Source organism: Streptomyces sp. NRRL S-244 (assembly GCF_000717915.1).
Lineage (GTDB): Bacteria > Actinomycetota > Actinomycetes > Streptomycetales > Streptomycetaceae > Streptomyces.
On the sequence record NZ_JOCX01000028.1, the window covers coordinates 54,510 to 69,708 of the forward strand.

Genomic DNA, 15,199 nt, shown 5'->3' on the forward strand with positions numbered 1-15,199 from the left:
CCGGCCCCGCCCCGCCCCGCCCCGCGCCTTGCCCCGCACGCCTTGCCCCCCCGTCAATCCCCCGGTTGCCCCGGAGGGGCCGGGGGGTGCGGCGCGGGGTCGTGGATCGCGGGGCGGGACCACGGGGCATCGGCGTCCGCGGACTCCGGCCGCAGTCCGAGCTCGCGGAGCTGGTTGACCGCCATCATGGCGGCGAACATCGCGTTCGGATTGGCCCCGCCGCCGCCCAGTTCGGCGAAGGCCTCCGCGTACCGGGCGGCGAACTCGCCCGGCCGGACCGGTTCGCCCCCTCCGGTCAGCCCGACCGCCGCCTCCTGCAGGGCGGCGGCCTGCTCCAGCAGGCCGTCCAGATACGGCACCACGACCTCGGCGCCACGGCGCACGGCGAAGGTGTGCCCGTCGGTGAGGAGTGAGACTTCCCCCTCCTCGAAGAGGAGGGCCACGGCGCCGAGCACGGTCTGGATCTTGAGCTGGTCGGCGTCGGCCATCGCACCGCAGGCCCCGTTGGCCTCGTCCGACAGGTGCAGGACGCCGCAGTCCCTCAGGTGCACGACCACGTGCCCGGCGCAGTGACCCTGGCTGCGCAGCACGCGGACCGCGCCGTCGGCGAAGGTCCACCCGGTGAAGCGCGCCGAGCCGATCCGGATCCGCTCCAGCGGCCGCTCCTCGTAGGTCCGGGTGCTCGCGCCGAAGGGCCGGTACGGCCGGAAGAGCGACACCAGCCGGGGGGCGACCACCGCGGGAGGGGGCAGCGGCGCCACCCCGGCGATGCGCTCGAAGGACCGCACCCAGTACGAGTCCGGATCCCGCATCTGGTCGAGGTCGGGAGCGGGCACCCAGTGCTCGGCCGGCACGCCCAGCTCGTCGGCCAGGTCGTTGTTGGCCACGTGGTCGGGATGCCCGTGCGTGGTCAGGAACAGCGCCCGGGACCAGGGCCCGACCCGGTCCATCGCCTCCCGCAGCGCCGTGCGGAAGACGTCCGTGACGCCGGTGTCGACGACCACGAGGGTCTCGCCGGCCCGGTGCACCAGGGCATTGGCGACGTCCGGCTGACCGTGCTCGACGTCCAGCTCCTGCCCGAGGACCAGCACGGTCCGGTCGTCGATCCCGATCAGCTCACCGAGCGCGGTCATGGAACCTCCCGCGGCCTACCCGCCAAGAGCCCCCTCCCGCCGAGCCTACGCCGCCCCCACCCCCCTGTCCCCGCGAACCCTCCGACCGGCCGGAGGCCTCGCGGGGACCACACGGAAGGGCCCGGACCGAGTTCGGTCCGGGCCCTTCCATTCCCCCGACAACTGCACCCAGGGCTCAGCCCTTGATGCAGATGACCTGCTTGAGCTTGGCCACGACCTGGACGAGGTCCGTCTGCTGGCCGATGACCTGCTCGATCGACTTGTACGCGCCCGGGATCTCGTCGACCACGCCCGAGTCCTTGCGGCATTCGACGCCCTTGGTCTGATCCGCCAGGTCGCGCGCCGAGAACCGCTTCTTCGCGGCCGTCCGGCTCATCTTCCGGCCCGCGCCGTGCGAGGCCGAGTTGAACGACTTCTCGTTGCCGAGGCCCTTCACGATGTACGAACCCGTCCCCATGGACCCCGGGATGATCCCGTAGTCACCGCTGCCGGCTCGGATCGCGCCCTTCCGCGTGACCAGCAGGTCCATGCCGTCGTACCGCTCCTGCGCCACGTAGTTGTGGTGGCAGCTGATCTCGTGGTCGAAGGACACCTTCGCCTTCCGGAACTCCCGGCGGATGACCTCCTTGAACAGGCTCATCATCACGGCCCGGTTGTACTTGGCGTACTCCTGGGCCCAGAAGAGGTCGTTGCGGTACGCCGCCATCTCGGGCGTCGCCTCGAGGAAGACCGCGAGGTCCCGGTCGACCAGGTTCTGGTTGTGCGAGAGCCCACGGGCCACGTTGATGTGGAAGTCGGCCAGCTCGTTGCCGATGTTCCGCGAGCCCGAGTGCAGCATGACCCACACCGAACCGGACGTATCGATACAAAGCTCACAAAAATGATTCCCCTGGCCAAGGCTTCCCATTTGCCTCAGAGCCCGCTCCCGCCGGAACTTCACCGCGTCCGCGATGTAGTCGAACCGCTCCCACAGGTCCCCGAACCCCGCATCCGAGAACCCGTACAGGCGGTCCGGGTCCACCGGGTCGCGGTGCATGCCCGCGCCCACCGGGATGGCGCGCTCGATCTTCGAGCGGAGGGGGGAGAGGTCGCCCGGGAGGTCGTTCGCCGTCAGGGACGTCTTCACCGCCGACATGCCGCAGCCGATGTCCACCCCCACCGCCGCCGGGCACACCGCGTCCTTCATCGCGATGACCGAGCCGACCGTGGCGCCCTTGCCGTAGTGGACGTCCGGCATGACCGCCAGGCCCTTGATCCAGGGAAGGCCGGCGACGTTGTGCAGCTGCTGCATCGCGCTCGCCTCGACCGACGCCGGGTCGGTCCACATCCGGATCGGGACCTTCGCTCCCGGCACCTCTACATACGACATACGACTTCAATCCCCCGAATAAGCAAAAACCTCGCTCTTGGTCCCAAATCAGACAGGGGACCGGCGCCGGTACCAGCGTGTGCGATAGACATTGTGTTCATCCGCGTCCAAAGCGCGGCAACGCATTTTCCTGACCGCCGGGACGCCGGCCGGTCGAAGGGAGCCAGTGGACGTGCAGCGCAAGGCGGTACGGCGACGACGGCGGGTCCTGCCGGGCATCGCGATGCTCACCGCACTCATGGCCGGCGCGACCGGCCTGACCGGGTGCACCAGCGGCGGCGGCGTCGGGTCCGACACCGACTCCAAGGCGGGCGACAGCAGCCCCGCGCCCGCGCCGGCCGGCAAGTACCGCAGCCTGCCCGCGCCCTGCAAGGCCGCCGACGGCAAGCGCCTCAAGGCCATGCTCCCGACCGGGGACAGCCTCACCGACGAGCAGCGCGCCCAGCTGTACGCCGGGGTCGCGGACACCTCGTACGACGGCGACCGGCACGTCGGCTGCCGCTGGACGGCGCAGACGCCCGAGGAGACCCGGCTGCTGTCGGTGGGTTTCGAGCGCGTGGTCTCGTACGACCGGACGCTCATGAGCGACGACGACAAGGCGCACCAGGTGTACGTGCGCCGGCTGACGGACGCGCACCTGCCGTTCCCCGGCCCCACCACGAGCCCCACGCCGAGTACGGGTACGAGCTCCAGCGCCCCTCCGGCCGCCAGCGCTCCCCCGCCGCCCGCCGGGCAGTCGCCCTCCCCCGGGGCCGGGAGCCCTTCCGCGCCGCCGCCCGAGCTCGGGTCCCGCGTGCTCGAGGGGCTCGGGACCGAGGCGTACATCGAGGACAAGCTGAGCGCGGCCGGCGCGAGCGCGGCGCAGGCGCGGACGGTGCGGATTGTGTTCCGTACCTCGAATGTCATCGTCACGGTCGAGTACAGCGTGCAGCCCGCGCTGCCCGGTACGGTGCCGTCGAGCCCCGAAACCCAGGACAAGACACGGCAGTTGACGCAGGCCCTCGTCGAGCGTTTCAACGAGTGAGCGGGGGCGCGCGGGGCTCGGCGTGACGGCGCGCACAGCAGGCGCGCGCCGGGTCGGGCTACCGTTGCTCGGGTCCCGCGCCCGCCCGCCGAACCCGAACCGAGCCCGAACCGAGCCTGCACCGAGCCCGCACCGCGTCCACAGAACGCGCCCCACAACGTACTGACTGAAGGAACCATGCACCGATCTGCCTCGCGCCTCACTCGCGTTCTCGCCTGCGCAGCCGTCCCGGTGATCCTCACCGTCGCCGGCTGCTCGTCCGACTCGGGCAAGGGCTCCGGTTCGGGCGGCGACAAGAAGCCCGGCGCGTCCTCCTCCGCCAAGCCGAGCGGCAAGGCCTCGGCCGCGCTGGAGAAGGCGGCGTTCGCGACGCTGCCCGACCCGTGCAAGTCGATCCAGGCGAAGACCGTCGACACCCTCGTCCCGGAGGCGAAGGACAAGAACGGCACCGCGACCAAGTCGAACGACCTGGCCTCCCGCGCCAGCTGCTCCTGGAACGGCCTGGACGAGGACGGGCTGAAGGGCTCGCAGTACCGCTGGCTGTCGATCTCCCTGGTCCGCTACGAGTCGCACTCCTCGCTCGGCGGCGCGAACAAGCGCGCCGAGGACCAGTTCAACAAGCAGGTCGAGACCGCGAAGGCGACCGAGGGCGCGCAGAACGTGAAGGTCGAGCAGGCGGGCGGGGTCGGCGACCAGGCGTCGTCGGTCGTGTACGGCGTGAAGAAGGACGTGGACTTCTTCAACACGACGATCGTGGCGCGCACGCAGAACGTCGTGATCACGCTCGACTACAACGGTGCGGCGTACGAGGGTGCCGGCGCTCCGGATCAGGCCAAGCTGCTGGAGAACGCGATCGCCGCGGCGAAGGAGACGGTGGCCTCGGTCGCCGCCGCCAACCAGCAGCAGCAGTCGCCGTCGCAGCAGCCTGAGCAGCAGGCTTCGCCCTCCGCGCAGTAGGCGCCGGCGGGTCCGGGCGGGGTGGCGGGCGCTTAACGGGAGGCTGACATTCAGTCACCTGTGCGGTCACCCGTACGCTGTGCCTGCCGTAGCTCGACAAGGGGAGGGGATCGCGGGTGGCCGCGATGCAGCTGACTCGTACGCACCGGATACTCATCGGCGTCGTGGTCGCAGGAGCCGTGGTCATCGCGGGGATCGGTTTCGCCGGTTCGTACGCCGCGGTGCGCGCGCTCGCGGTGCAGAAGGGGTTCGGGAACTTCTCGCTGGTGTTCCCGATCGGCATCGACATGGGCATCTGCGTGCTGCTGGCGCTGGACCTGCTGCTCACGTGGATCCGGATCCCGTTCCCGCTGCTGCGCCAGACGGCGTGGCTGCTGACCGCGGCGACGATCGCGTTCAACGGCGCGGCGGCCTGGCCGGACCCGCTGGGCGTGGGCATGCACGCCGTGATCCCGATCCTGTTCGTGGTCACGGTGGAGGCGGCCCGGCACGCGGTGGGCCGGATCGCGGACATCACCGCGGACCGGCACATGGAGGGCGTCCGCATCACGCGCTGGCTCCTGTCGCCGTTGCCGACGTTCAAACTGTGGCGCCGGATGAAGCTGTGGGAGCTGCGGTCGTACGAGCAGGCCGTCGGCATGGAGCAGGACCGGCTGATCTACCAGGCGCGGCTCCAGGCCCGGTACGGGCGCGCATGGCGCCGCAAGGCCCCGGTGGAGGCCCTGATGCCGCTGCGGCTGGCCCGTATCGGCGTTCCGCTGTCCCAGACGGCCCCGGAGGGGCTGGCGGCGGCGGGCATCGACCCGGTGCTGCTGCCTCCGGCGGCCGCGGCCATCGCGACGGGCTCGGCGTCGCCGGCCCCCTCGGCTCCGGCCCTGGAAGCGGCCCAGCCGCTCGCAGCCGCGGGCCAGGCGGCCCTGGCCGGCGCAGCCGCGGCCCAGGCCCAGGCCCAGCAGGCTGCGGGCCTCCCGGGCCAGCAGGCCGCGGGCATCCCGGGCCAGGTGGGCCTGGCGGGCGCGGCCGAGGGTCAGGCGGCCCTCGTCGGCGCGGCCGCGGGCGTCCCGGGGCAGCCGGGCATGCCCGGCGCGGCCGCGGGTCTCCCGGGCCAGGCCGGCCTGCCGGGCGCCGCGGGCGCCGGGTACCCGGGGGCTGGGGCGGAGCCCCAGGTCCGGGAAGGGGCGGGTCGGGGAGCAGCCCCGCAGGGCCACGCCCCGCTCCCCTTCGCGGTCGACCCGACGGCCATGCCCGCCGCCCACGACAGCGCCTGGTTCGCCGCCCCCCTGGCCCCGCAGGCCGCGTACGAGGGCGGGTACAACCCCCAGTACGTCGAGGGTCTGGAGCCGACCCCGGTAATGCCCCCGGCCGGCCCGGACGAGGACGTTCCGCAGCAGGAGCAGCTCCCCGTGCCGCCGGCCGCCGCCGATGACGCCGCCGAGGCCGAGGCCGACGCCGAAGCCGAAGCCGGCTTCGACCAGGCCAAGTTCAACGAGGCGGCTTACGAGGTGTTCCGCTCGTACCTCGACGAGCACTCCGACTTCCCGACCCCGGAGCAGGTGGACATACACCTCTCGGACCGTCACGGGATCGACCACCCGCGCAGCTCCTCGATGATCCGCAAGCTCATGCCGGGCCTGAAGCTGCGCTACCAGCGCGAACTGGAGAGCGAGCACATCGCCTAGGCAGAGGCAGAACGTCCGTATGCGGAAGGGCCCGCACCCCTCGGGGTGCGGGCCCTTCCGTGTACCTGCGAGCGGCTCAGGCGGCCAGCAGCTTGCGCACCCGCTCCGCCCCCACCGCCAGCAGCAGCGTGGGCAGGCGCGGCCCGGTCTCCCGGGTGACGAGGAGGCGGTACAGCAGCGCGAAGAACGTGCGCTGCGCGACCTTCAGCTCCGGCGTCGGCTTCGCGTCCGGCTCCAGCCCCGCCATCACCTTCGGCACGCCGTACACGAGCGTGGTCAGCCCGTCGAGCGACCAGTGGGAGTCGAGCCCGTCCACCAGCAGCCGCAGCGACTCGCGGCCCTCGGCGTCCAGGGACCCCAGCAGCTCGGTGTCGGCGTCCTCGCGCACCAGCGTCCGCTGGTCGGCCGGGACCTGGGTGGTGATCCAGTTCTCGGCGCGGTCCAGCCGCGGCCGTACCTCGTCCAGCGAGGTCAGCGGCTGCGACGGGTCCAGGTCGGCCAGGATGCGCAGGGTCTGCTCGTCGTGCCCGGCGGTGATGTCCGCGACCGACGCGAGCGTGCGGTACGGCAGCGGCCGCGGGGTGCGCGGCAGCTCGTGCGAGGCGACCCGTACGGCACGGGTGTGCGCGGCGGCGTCGGCCGGCAGTACGGAGCCGTCGGCGACCTTGGACTCCAGCTTGTCCCACTCGTCGTAGAGCCGCTGGATCTCCTGGTCGAAGGCGATCTTGAAGGACTGGTTGGGGCGGCGGCGCGCGTACAGCCAGCGCAGCAGCTGCGGCTCCATGATCTTCAGCGCGTCGGCCGGGGTCGGGACCCCGCCCTTGCTGGACGACATCTTGGCCATGCCGCTGATGCCGACGAACGCGTACATCGGTCCGATCGGCTGCTCGCCGCCGAAGATGTGCACGATCTGGCCGCCGACCTGGAAGGACGAGCCGGGCGAGGAGTGGTCGACGCCCGAGGGCTCGAAGATCACGCCCTCGAAGGCCCAGCGCATCGGCCAGTCGACCTTCCAGACGAGCTTGCCGCGGTTGAACTCGCTGAGCTTGACCGTCTCGGTGTACTCGTCCTCGGTGCAGACGTAGGTCATCTCGGTCGTCTCGTCGTTGTACGAGGTGACCTTGGTGAAGTCCTTGCCGCACTGGCCGCAGTACGGCTTGTACGGGAAGTACCCGCTCTCGCCGTCGCTGCCGTCGTCCTCGGCGGCCGCGCCGGAGCCCTCGGCGGCCTCCAGCTCGGCCTCGTCGACCTGCTTCTGCTGGGGCTTCTTGCCGCCCGGCTTCTGCTTGGTGCGGTACTGGGCGAGGACGGCGTCGATGTCGCCGCGGTGCTTCATCGCGAACAGGACCTGCTCGCGGTACGCGCCGGAGGTGTACTGCTCGGTCTGGCTGATCGCGTCGTACTCGACGCCCATCTCGGCCAGGGCCTCGACGAAGGCGGCCTTGAAGTGCTCGGCCCAGTTCGGGTACGCGGAACCGGCCGGGGCGGGCACGGAGGTCAGCGGCTTGCCGATGTGCTGCGCCCAGGACTCGTCGATGCCGGGGACGCCGGCCGGGACCTTGCGGTAGCGGTCGTAGTCGTCCCAGGAGATGAGGTGGCGGACCTCGATGCCGCGGCGGCGGATCTCGTCGGCGACCAGGTGCGGGGTCATGACCTCGCGGAGGTTGCCGAGGTGGATCGGGCCGGAGGGGGAGAGTCCGGACGCGACGACGACGGCTTTGCCCGGGGCTCGGCGCTCCGCCTCGGCGATGACCTCGTCCGCGAAACGGGAGACCCAGTCGGTCTCGGTGCTGCTCTGGGCGCTCTGAGCCACGACACGTCCTTCTATCTCGAATGCTGGCTGTCAGCCATTCTCCCAGACGGAACCGGGCCCTCCGAGGTTGCCCGTCAGGACGTGGCGGTCTCAGGACGTGGCGACCGGTATCCCTCCGAGCCGCCGCACGGCGGCGACCATCCGGGGCCCGGTGGCGTCCAGCACCTGGGGCATCAGCACGAGGGGGCTGCCGTAGCGCCGGACGTACGCGGCCCTCCGGCGCGCCGGCCGGCCGAAGGGCATGACGTGGGGCACGGCCGGCAGCTCGATCCCGGGGCGGGGAACCAGCACCACGACGCCGTCCTTCCCGCGGCGGACCTCGCTCAGGTCGGACCACGGCGTGGCGGGCCCGGCGCCGACGGTGACCCCGTACCCGTCGAGCCGGACCAGGGGCCCCAGGGCGCGCCGCCGGACCTGCCAGACCAGCCTGTCCATCCGCGCACTCCAGTGACGGGGAAATCCCGGAATCCGGACAGCCCCTCCGTGGGATACTCGGGGCTTGTCGGAACAACCAAGTGCACCTTCAGGCACGACCTCACAGGAACGGCAGCTCATGGCCTCGGTCCCTTCCCTCGCTTCTTCCGTCAATCAGCGCGTCGCGGACGCCCTCGCCTCGGCCCTGCCGGAGGCCGGTGGCGCCGACCCGCTGCTGCGACGAAGCGACCGGGCCGACTTCCAGGCCAACGGGATCCTGGCGCTCGCGAAGAAGGCCAAGGCCAATCCGCGTGAGCTGGCGACGACCGTGGTCGGGTCCATCCCGACCGGTGACCTGATCGAGGAGATCGAGGTCTCGGGCCCCGGCTTCCTCAACATCACCGTCTCCGACCGGGCGATCATCGAGACCCTCGCCGCCCGCGCGGGTGACGACCGCCTCGGTGTCCCATACGCCGCGAACGCGGGCACGACGGTCATCGACTACGCGCAGCCGAACGTCGCGAAGGAGATGCACGTCGGCCACCTGCGGTCGGCGGTCATCGGCGCCGCGATGGTCGAGATCCTGGAGTTCACGGGCGAGAAGGTGGTCCGGCGCCACCACATCGGCGACTGGGGCACCCAGTTCGGCATGCTCATCCAGTACCTGCTGGAGCACCCGCACGAGCTGGACCACAAGTCGGACGCGGAGGTCTCCGGCGAGGAGGCCATGTCCAACCTGAACCGCCTCTACAAGGCCTCGCGCGCGCTCTTCGACTCCGACGAGGAGTTCAAGACGCGGGCCCGGGCCCGGGTGGTCGACCTCCAGGCGGGCGACGGGCAGACCCTCGCCATGTGGCAGCGGTTCGTCGACGAGTCGAAGATCTACTTCTACTCCGTCTTCGACAAGCTGGACATGGACATCCAGGACGCGGACGTCGTCGGCGAGTCCGGCTACAACGACATGCTGGTCGAGACGTGCAAGCTGCTGGAGGACTCGGGCGTCGCCGTCCGTTCCAACGGCGCGCTGTGCGTGTTCTTCGACGAGTACAAGGGCCCGGACGGCAACCCGACCCCGCTGATCGTCCAGAAGTCGGACGGCGGCTTCGGCTACGCCGCGACCGACCTGTCGGCGATCCGGGACCGCGTGGGCAACCTGAAGGCGGACACCCTCATCTACGTGGTCGACGCCCGCCAGTCGCTCCACTTCAAGATGGTCTTCGAGACGGCCCGCCGCGCGGGCTGGCTGAACGACGAGGTCAAGGCCGTTCAGCTGGCCTTCGGCACGGTCCTCGGCAAGGACGGCAAGCCGTTCAAGACCCGTGAGGGCGAGACGGTCCGACTGGTGGACCTGCTGGACGAGGCGGTGGAGCGGGCCACGGCCGTCGTCCGCGAGAAGGCGGAGAAGGTCGGCCTGTCGGAGGAGGAGATCGTCGAGAACGGCCGGTACGTCGGCATCGGCGCGGTCAAGTACGCGGACCTCTCCACCTCCCCCTCGCGCGACTACAAGTTCGACCTGGACCAGATGGTCTCGCTGAACGGCGACACGTCCGTGTACCTCCAGTACGCGTACGCCCGGATCAAGTCGATCCTGCGCAAGGCGGGCGAGGCGGGCGAGCGCACCCCGGTCGCGCACCCGGAGCTGGAGCTGGCCCCGGCCGAGCGCGCGCTGGGCCTGCACCTGGACGGCTTCGGCGAGCTGATCGCCGAGGCGGCCGCGGAGCACGCCCCGCACAAGCTGGCCGCGTACCTCTACCAGCTGTCCTCGCTGTTCACGACGTTCTACGACCAGTGCCCCGTCATCAAGCCGGAGCCGGAGCTCGTCGTCGGCGAGAACCGCCTGTTCCTGTGCGACCTGACCGCCCGCACGCTCACGAAGGGCATGTCCCTGCTGGGCATCCGCACCCCCGAGCGCCTCTGACCCTGTTCGCGGGGCGCACCGCTCCGTACGATCGGCCTTCCGTCTGAACGGCAGGGGAGGCCGATCGTGAACGGTTTACAGCTGGCACGCGCCGCGCTGAGAGTGCTGACCGGCGCCGGGGGCGGCACCCCGGCGCAGTCCGCGCTCCGGGCGCGGGTGCGGGTCCACGTGGAGGACCGCCTGCGGAGCAGCCCGCTGGGTACGGCGGTGCTGACGAGGATGCGCGACGAGCCGGGTGATGCGTCCACGGCCATCGCCGTGCCGGTACTGGCGGACGAGATCTCCCGTGACCCGGCGTTCGGGGACACCCTGAACGACCTGCTGGAGCAGCTGCTGGGCGGACCGGCGGCGCTGCTGGCGTACGCGGTACCCCCGCCTCCCACGACTCCCCCCTCCCCGCCGGGACCGACGCCTCCGGCCTCACCACCCTCGGCTTCGAATTCGACTTCGGCTTCGGCATCGGCTTCGGCTTCGGCTTCGCTGGGGTCGATCGGGCTGGGTGCGATGACCGCGAACGCGATCCCCTTCCAGCCGCCCCCGCCACCGCCCATGCCCGCAGCGCCGCCGCAGCCTCAGGTGATCGTGATCCGGGAGACGCCGCCCCGGAAGCGGCGGACCCGGCGCGAACTCATCCGGTCGGTCTTCCTGCTGGGACTGCCCCAGTTCCTGGGCTTCACGGCCGCCGCCTGGCTGGTCATCAGGTTCGAGCTGCCCTTGGCCATCAGCCCCGTCCTCCTCGCCATGTGGCTCCTCTCGCTGCTCATGGCCCTCTTCGGCCTCATCCGCGGCTTCTCCCTGCTGCGCGGCCCGTTCAGCCTGCTCTTGACGGTGGGGATGGTGCTCGACCTGGTGATCACGGTCGCCGAGATCACCATCGGAATCCAGCTTCTCGCAGGGCAGGAGATCAAGATTTGATGTGACGCAGCACACGGGGAACGTTCTCCAAGTCCGCCTCCTCTTCGGGGTGTTGGTTCACGACACCGAGGGGGCACTCATGAGGGACACATCGCGACGCCGTACGGGAATCGCACTGGCCGGGCTGCTGGCCGCGGACGGGCTGGTACACCTGTACTGGGCCACCGGCCGCACCTGGCCCGCGGCGAGCGAGCGCGACCTGTCCCTCGCCGTCCTCGGCGCGGAGGTCTCCTTCGCACCGTCCGTCGTCCTCCCGCTGGCGGCGCTCACCCTGAGCGGGGCCGCCGCCGTCCTCGGTCATTCGTACGGGCGGGGCGGACGCGTCACGCGGGCGGTCACCGCGGCCGTCGCGGCCGGTCTGGCCGTACGGGGCCTCGCGGGCCTGGGATGGGCGGCCGGTCTCCTCGACAGCCCGCCCGGCCCCTTCCACTGGCTGAACCTCGTCCTCTACACGCCCGCCTGCCTCGGCTTCGGCTGGGCGGCCGCCCGGCTGGTCCGCGCCCGGTGACCCCCGCCGAACACGACCGCGGCGTCTCCCTCGCCCGGGCCGCCCGCGCCGGCGACACCCTCGCGATGCACGACCTGCTCGACCACCTCACCCCGTACGTCGCCCGCATCTGCACCCCCATCGCCCTCGCGGACGGCCCCGACGCCTGCCAGGAGGCCCTGGTCGCGGTCTTCCGCGCCCTGCGGGGCCTGCGCGATCCGGAGACCCTGTACGGATGGGTCCGCGCCATCGCGGTCCGCGAGGCGGTCCGTGTCGCCCGCCGTGCGGCCCGCGCCCGCCCCGCCGAACTCGCCGACCTCCCCGGCTCCGGGGACCCCGAGCTCGCCGCCGACATCGACGACGTCCTGGCCCGCCTCTCGCCCGACCATCGAGCGGTCCTGGTGCTGCGGGACGTCGAGGGCCTCGACGAGGAGTCCGCGGCCGCGCTCCTCGGCGTACCGCCGGGCACCGCCAAGTCCCGGCTGCACCGGGCCCGTACGAGCTTCCGAAAGGCATGGTCCGCATGACGTACGCACTCGACGAGGTGAGCCGCCTGCGGATCATGGCGGCGGGCGTCCGGGGCGCCCGGATCGCCGAACAGGTCATCCCCGCACCCCTGGACGCCGTCTGGGCGGTGATGGGCGACCTGGAGGGCGAGTTCAGCCGGTTCCAGCCGGACATGCGCGGCATCCGCGTCCTGCGGGTGGCCGGCGACCGGGTGGAGGCGCTGGCCCGCAGCAAGTACGGATTCCGCGCCCACTTCCGGGGGGCCCTGCGCCCGGGCTGGTGCTGGCTCCAGAGCCGCTTCCTGATCATCGGCATGGCGGCCGCCCCCGAGCCGGGCGGCGGCACCCGCGTGGCCCTGACGGGCGGCGTACGGGTTCCCGGGCACGCGGCGATCGTCCCCTTCGGGGCATCCGGGGAACTGACCCGCGCGATGGCCCGGCTCCAGGCCCGGGTGGAGCGGCGGGAGGGCCACGGGGCCGGATAGCACCGGGGCGGCCGGCCCGCCGATCGGAGCAGCTCCTCGGCGCGGGCCGGGCCCCCTGGACCCCCTGACCCGAACCAGCCGGATCTAGCAGCGGTAGCCGTCGGGGACCTGGAGGAGGGCCACGAAGACCCAGACCATGACCGCTGCGCCGGCCAGACCGCCGAGGAGGGCGGCCGCCAGGTTCCAGCGGCCGACGTACGCGACGAGCACGCCCCACCAGGCCGTCGCGAGGAGCGCGAGCAGCGCCCCGTAGAAGAGCAGCGCGAGGCCGTTGGCGGCTCCGTTCACGCCGACGTCGCAGGCCTGCCAGGCCGCATTGAGCAGCACCGCCCCGAGCACGCCCGTGCCCAGACCGGCGAGCGGGGCGACCGCACAGCCCAGCTGTCCGCGCGTCACCGGGTGTTCCTGATCTGCGGGACGTCCTTGCCCTCCCGCTTCGCCTGCTCCATCCGGTCCATTGCGTCCTCGATCCCCTGCTTGAGCTGGTCTTCCGTCATGTCCTTGCCGTACTTGTCGTACAGGTCCATTCCGATCCTCATGGTGATCTGATCGCCCTGGTCGTCGTCACCGGTCAGCAGGGTCTCCCCCAGCGAGGCGCCCTTGATGAGGGTGTCCGGGTCGAATCCGGCGGCCCGGCCGATGTACCCGTAGTGGATGTTGGAGTAGATGTCGTAGAACACCTCCCGGTTCTGGCCCGGCTGCTTGAAGAAGTAGTCGTTCTTCGTCTGGAGGTCGAAGTGCTGCTGGAGCTGGGGCTTGTGGTCCCAGTCCTGGCCGGGGGCCACCTTCAGGCCCCACATCACGAGCGCCGCGTTGATGTCGCTGCCGTAATTGCGCCCGAAGTCGTACCACTGCGGCTCGCGCAGCAGAGCCTGGAGCTGGTGGACGGTGTCGGAGTCCACGTTCCGCTTCATCTCGTCGAAGATCCACTTCTCGGCCTCGGTGAACTTCTGCTCGCTGCGCGCGGATCCGGTCGGCGGGATCACGGGCTTGGCGGTGGCGTTGAAGCCGCCCATGGTGCCGTCGAAGGGGTTGGAGTCGACCACCACGGCCTGGAGCGCCTGCCGGATGGCCTTGTCGAACTCGTCCACCGCGCGCACCGCCTCCGCGATGTGCGCGGTCCAGGAGTCCTCCGCCTCCCGCATCCCGGGGTCGCGGCGCAGGATGCGGGCCTGGGCGGGGTCCTCGACGCGGGTGAAGTCGAAGCTGGCCCGGCCGGCCGTGGACACCGCCATGCCGGCGTCGACGGCGTCCTTGCGGGCCGACTCCACCTTCTTCTTCAGGTCCACGAACCCGGCGTGGGCGTCGCGCAGGAGCGCGGCGACCGCTTTCGCCTCGGTCTGGGCGGCGGCGTACTCGCGCCGGGTGGTGGCGAAGTTGTTCTGAGCGACCCCGGCACTGAGACCGAGCCAGTTCTGGCCGACGGACGGCCCCATGGCGACCTTCTGGACGCTGGCGGCGTACCGGTCCTCGACCTTCTTCAGTTCACCGGCCATCGCGTCCCACGCGGTCGCGGCCGTCGCGAGCAGGCCGAAGTTCGTGGTCATCACTTCCTGGTACGTGAGCACGTCTCCCCCAACTGTGCATGTCAGCAAGGCTAGTTCGGAACTCGCACCACACCACCTTGCCAGGTCGCCGCTCGCTCACGCCCCGGAGACCGGCGACGGCTTCGACGATGAGGAAGCCCCGGCCGCCGTCGCGGTCCGGCCGCCGGAGGGTGGACCGGCCGCCGCCGCTGTCGTGGAGCGTGTGGCAGAGCGCCGACCCGTACTCATCGATGAGTACGGGTCGTCACGGGTATTGGCCGTGCACGGAGTGGGAGTTGTTGAAGCAGCTCTTGGGTGCCCCATGAGCACGGCACTCACGTGGTTCAAGTCCAGCTACAGCGGCAGCGACGGCGGCAGCAACGGCGGCGACTGCGTCGAGGTCGCCACCTGCCCCGACAAGGCACGTGAGGGACTCGAAAGTCCCTCACGGCCCCTCGCTCGCTCTCTCTCCCAGCGCGTGGTCCCACCTCGCTCAGTGGGTCACTAGCTGATCGGGTAAGAGTGTCGGCCCGTCGCTTCGTCGATCTCCGAGTGGGCCTTCTGCAACATCTGGGACGCGAGATCCATCAGCGCGCGAGCGCCGGCGATCTCTTCCCCGACCCGCAGCTGCTCCGGGTCGGAGGGGTGGCGCATGGCGTAGCCACGCGCCCTCATCTCGGAGCCGTCACCGAGCCTGACCATGGCCGCCGCGCTGGTGCGGTGGCCTTCCTCGGTGAATTCGAGCTCCACGTGCCACCCGACGAGTGTGGGCATGGTGCATCACCTCCAGGGGGTCACCCTGCCTCCAGGGTGCGCCCGGGGCGCCGCGAACGCGAGCGGGGGCTCCGGGGGGGGGCAGGGTTCCGGTCGCCCGGGGTCGGTGAAGGGTCCGGGGGCGTCCCGTCAGTCCACTGTCCTTCCGTGTCGGGCCGGTCCGTCAAGGGCGCTCCCTGCGGTCGCGTCGCTTCGCGAT

At 71.4% G+C, this 15,199-nt stretch carries 15 protein-coding genes and 1 pseudogene; 9 read left to right on the forward strand and 7 right to left on the reverse strand.

Features of this window, described 5'->3' with window-relative positions:
• Positions 1-53: 53 nt before the first annotated feature.
• Positions 54-1,133 (reverse strand): MBL fold metallo-hydrolase, encoded by a 1,080-nt coding sequence (locus tag IF02_RS0126820; RefSeq protein ID WP_051696586.1) that lies wholly within the window; start codon positions 1,131-1,133, stop codon positions 54-56.
• A gap of 175 nt (positions 1,134-1,308) precedes the next feature.
• Positions 1,309-2,502, reverse strand: coding sequence for an RtcB family protein (locus tag IF02_RS0126825; RefSeq protein WP_030161287.1), 1,194 nt, complete (start codon positions 2,500-2,502; stop codon positions 1,309-1,311).
• Between the two features lie 172 nt (positions 2,503-2,674).
• On the opposite strand from IF02_RS0126825, the gene IF02_RS0126830 reads away from it, so the two are divergent.
• From IF02_RS0126830 to IF02_RS0126840, 3 genes are all read left to right on the forward strand, one after another.
• Entirely contained in the window at positions 2,675-3,526 is an 852-nt protein-coding gene (locus IF02_RS0126830; protein ID WP_158708574.1) for a DUF3558 domain-containing protein, read from the forward strand.
• 177 nt (positions 3,527-3,703) lie between these two features.
• On the forward strand, positions 3,704-4,483 hold the full coding sequence (locus tag IF02_RS0126835; protein WP_030161291.1) for a DUF3558 family protein: 780 nt from the start codon (positions 3,704-3,706) through the stop codon (positions 4,481-4,483).
• 125 nt (positions 4,484-4,608) lie between these two features.
• Positions 4,609-6,162: a DUF2637 domain-containing protein gene (locus IF02_RS0126840; RefSeq protein ID WP_106977365.1), complete on the forward strand. Its 1,554-nt coding sequence runs from the start codon at positions 4,609-4,611 to the stop codon at positions 6,160-6,162.
• Positions 6,163-6,238: 76 nt separating this feature from the next.
• Here the strand turns inward: IF02_RS0126840 and lysS are convergent, their stop codons facing one another.
• Together lysS and IF02_RS0126850 are read right to left on the reverse strand one after the other, a co-directional pair.
• Entirely contained in the window at positions 6,239-7,975 is a 1,737-nt protein-coding gene (gene lysS, locus IF02_RS0126845) for a lysine--tRNA ligase (RefSeq protein ID WP_030161295.1), read from the reverse strand.
• 90 nt (positions 7,976-8,065) lie between these two features.
• A complete protein-coding gene (locus IF02_RS0126850) occupies positions 8,066-8,410 on the reverse strand; it encodes a hypothetical protein (RefSeq protein WP_030161297.1) in 345 nt (114 codons plus the stop codon).
• A gap of 118 nt (positions 8,411-8,528) precedes the next feature.
• On the opposite strand from IF02_RS0126850, the gene argS reads away from it, so the two are divergent.
• From argS to IF02_RS0126875, 5 genes are all read left to right on the forward strand, one after another.
• Complete coding sequence (argS, locus tag IF02_RS0126855; protein WP_030161300.1) at positions 8,529-10,307, forward strand: arginine--tRNA ligase; 1,779 nt, start codon at positions 8,529-8,531, stop codon at positions 10,305-10,307.
• Positions 10,308-10,373: 66 nt separating this feature from the next.
• Positions 10,374-11,222 carry a hypothetical protein gene (locus IF02_RS36000; RefSeq protein ID WP_158708575.1) on the forward strand — a complete coding sequence of 283 codons (849 nt, stop codon included), beginning with the start codon at positions 10,374-10,376 and terminating at the stop codon, positions 11,220-11,222.
• Between the two features lie 79 nt (positions 11,223-11,301).
• Positions 11,302-11,730 (forward strand): DUF3995 domain-containing protein, encoded by a 429-nt coding sequence (locus tag IF02_RS0126865; protein ID WP_030161304.1) that lies wholly within the window; start codon positions 11,302-11,304, stop codon positions 11,728-11,730.
• Positions 11,727-12,236, forward strand: a complete 510-nt coding sequence (locus tag IF02_RS0126870) for an RNA polymerase sigma factor (RefSeq protein ID WP_030161306.1) — start codon at positions 11,727-11,729, stop codon at positions 12,234-12,236. Before IF02_RS0126865 ends, IF02_RS0126870 begins: the two co-directional genes overlap by 4 nt.
• A complete protein-coding gene (locus IF02_RS0126875; protein WP_234318343.1) occupies positions 12,233-12,700 on the forward strand; it encodes a hypothetical protein in 468 nt (155 codons plus the stop codon). Before IF02_RS0126870 ends, IF02_RS0126875 begins: the two co-directional genes overlap by 4 nt.
• A gap of 84 nt (positions 12,701-12,784) precedes the next feature.
• Here IF02_RS0126875 and IF02_RS32750 read toward each other — a convergent pair whose 3' ends face one another.
• The gene (locus tag IF02_RS32750; protein ID WP_037837194.1) at positions 12,785-13,096 is read right to left on the reverse strand and encodes a hypothetical protein; all 312 of its coding nucleotides are present in this window, start codon (positions 13,094-13,096) and stop codon (positions 12,785-12,787) included.
• Positions 13,093-14,247, reverse strand: coding sequence for a polymorphic toxin type 44 domain-containing protein (locus tag IF02_RS33305; RefSeq protein ID WP_051696587.1), 1,155 nt, complete (start codon positions 14,245-14,247; stop codon positions 13,093-13,095). The genes IF02_RS32750 and IF02_RS33305 overlap by 4 nt, the downstream gene beginning before the upstream one ends.
• A gap of 301 nt (positions 14,248-14,548) precedes the next feature.
• On the opposite strand from IF02_RS33305, the pseudogene IF02_RS34075 reads away from it, so the two are divergent.
• Positions 14,549-14,738: pseudogene (locus IF02_RS34075) on the forward strand (DUF397 domain-containing protein).
• On the opposite strand, the gene IF02_RS0126895 reads toward IF02_RS34075, so the two are convergent.
• Positions 14,731-15,000 carry a DUF1876 domain-containing protein gene (locus IF02_RS0126895; RefSeq protein WP_030161312.1) on the reverse strand — a complete coding sequence of 90 codons (270 nt, stop codon included), beginning with the start codon at positions 14,998-15,000 and terminating at the stop codon, positions 14,731-14,733. The pseudogene IF02_RS34075 and the gene IF02_RS0126895 sit on opposite strands and share 8 nt — an antisense overlap.
• Positions 15,001-15,199 lie beyond the last annotated feature (199 nt).

Bases quoted from the DNA above. Each gene is read 5' to 3' on its own strand.
- IF02_RS0126840 (WP_106977365.1), top strand. From the start codon at position 4,609: ATGCAGCTGACTCGTACGCACCGGATACTCATCGGCGTCGTGGTCGCA.
- IF02_RS0126820 (WP_051696586.1), bottom strand. From the start codon at position 1,133: ATGACCGCGCTCGGTGAGCTGATCGGGATCGACGACCGGACCGTGCTG.
- IF02_RS0126835 (WP_030161291.1), top strand. From the start codon at position 3,704: ATGCACCGATCTGCCTCGCGCCTCACTCGCGTTCTCGCCTGCGCAGCC.
- IF02_RS0126850 (WP_030161297.1), bottom strand. From the start codon at position 8,410: ATGGACAGGCTGGTCTGGCAGGTCCGGCGGCGCGCCCTGGGGCCCCTG.
- argS (WP_030161300.1), top strand. From the start codon at position 8,529: ATGGCCTCGGTCCCTTCCCTCGCTTCTTCCGTCAATCAGCGCGTCGCG.
- IF02_RS0126865 (WP_030161304.1), top strand. From the start codon at position 11,302: ATGAGGGACACATCGCGACGCCGTACGGGAATCGCACTGGCCGGGCTG.
- IF02_RS0126875 (WP_234318343.1), top strand. From the start codon at position 12,233: ATGACGTACGCACTCGACGAGGTGAGCCGCCTGCGGATCATGGCGGCG.
- IF02_RS33305 (WP_051696587.1), bottom strand. From the start codon at position 14,247: ATGACCACGAACTTCGGCCTGCTCGCGACGGCCGCGACCGCGTGGGAC.
- IF02_RS0126825 (WP_030161287.1), bottom strand. From the start codon at position 2,502: ATGTCGTATGTAGAGGTGCCGGGAGCGAAGGTCCCGATCCGGATGTGG.
- IF02_RS0126895 (WP_030161312.1), bottom strand. From the start codon at position 15,000: ATGCCCACACTCGTCGGGTGGCACGTGGAGCTCGAATTCACCGAGGAA.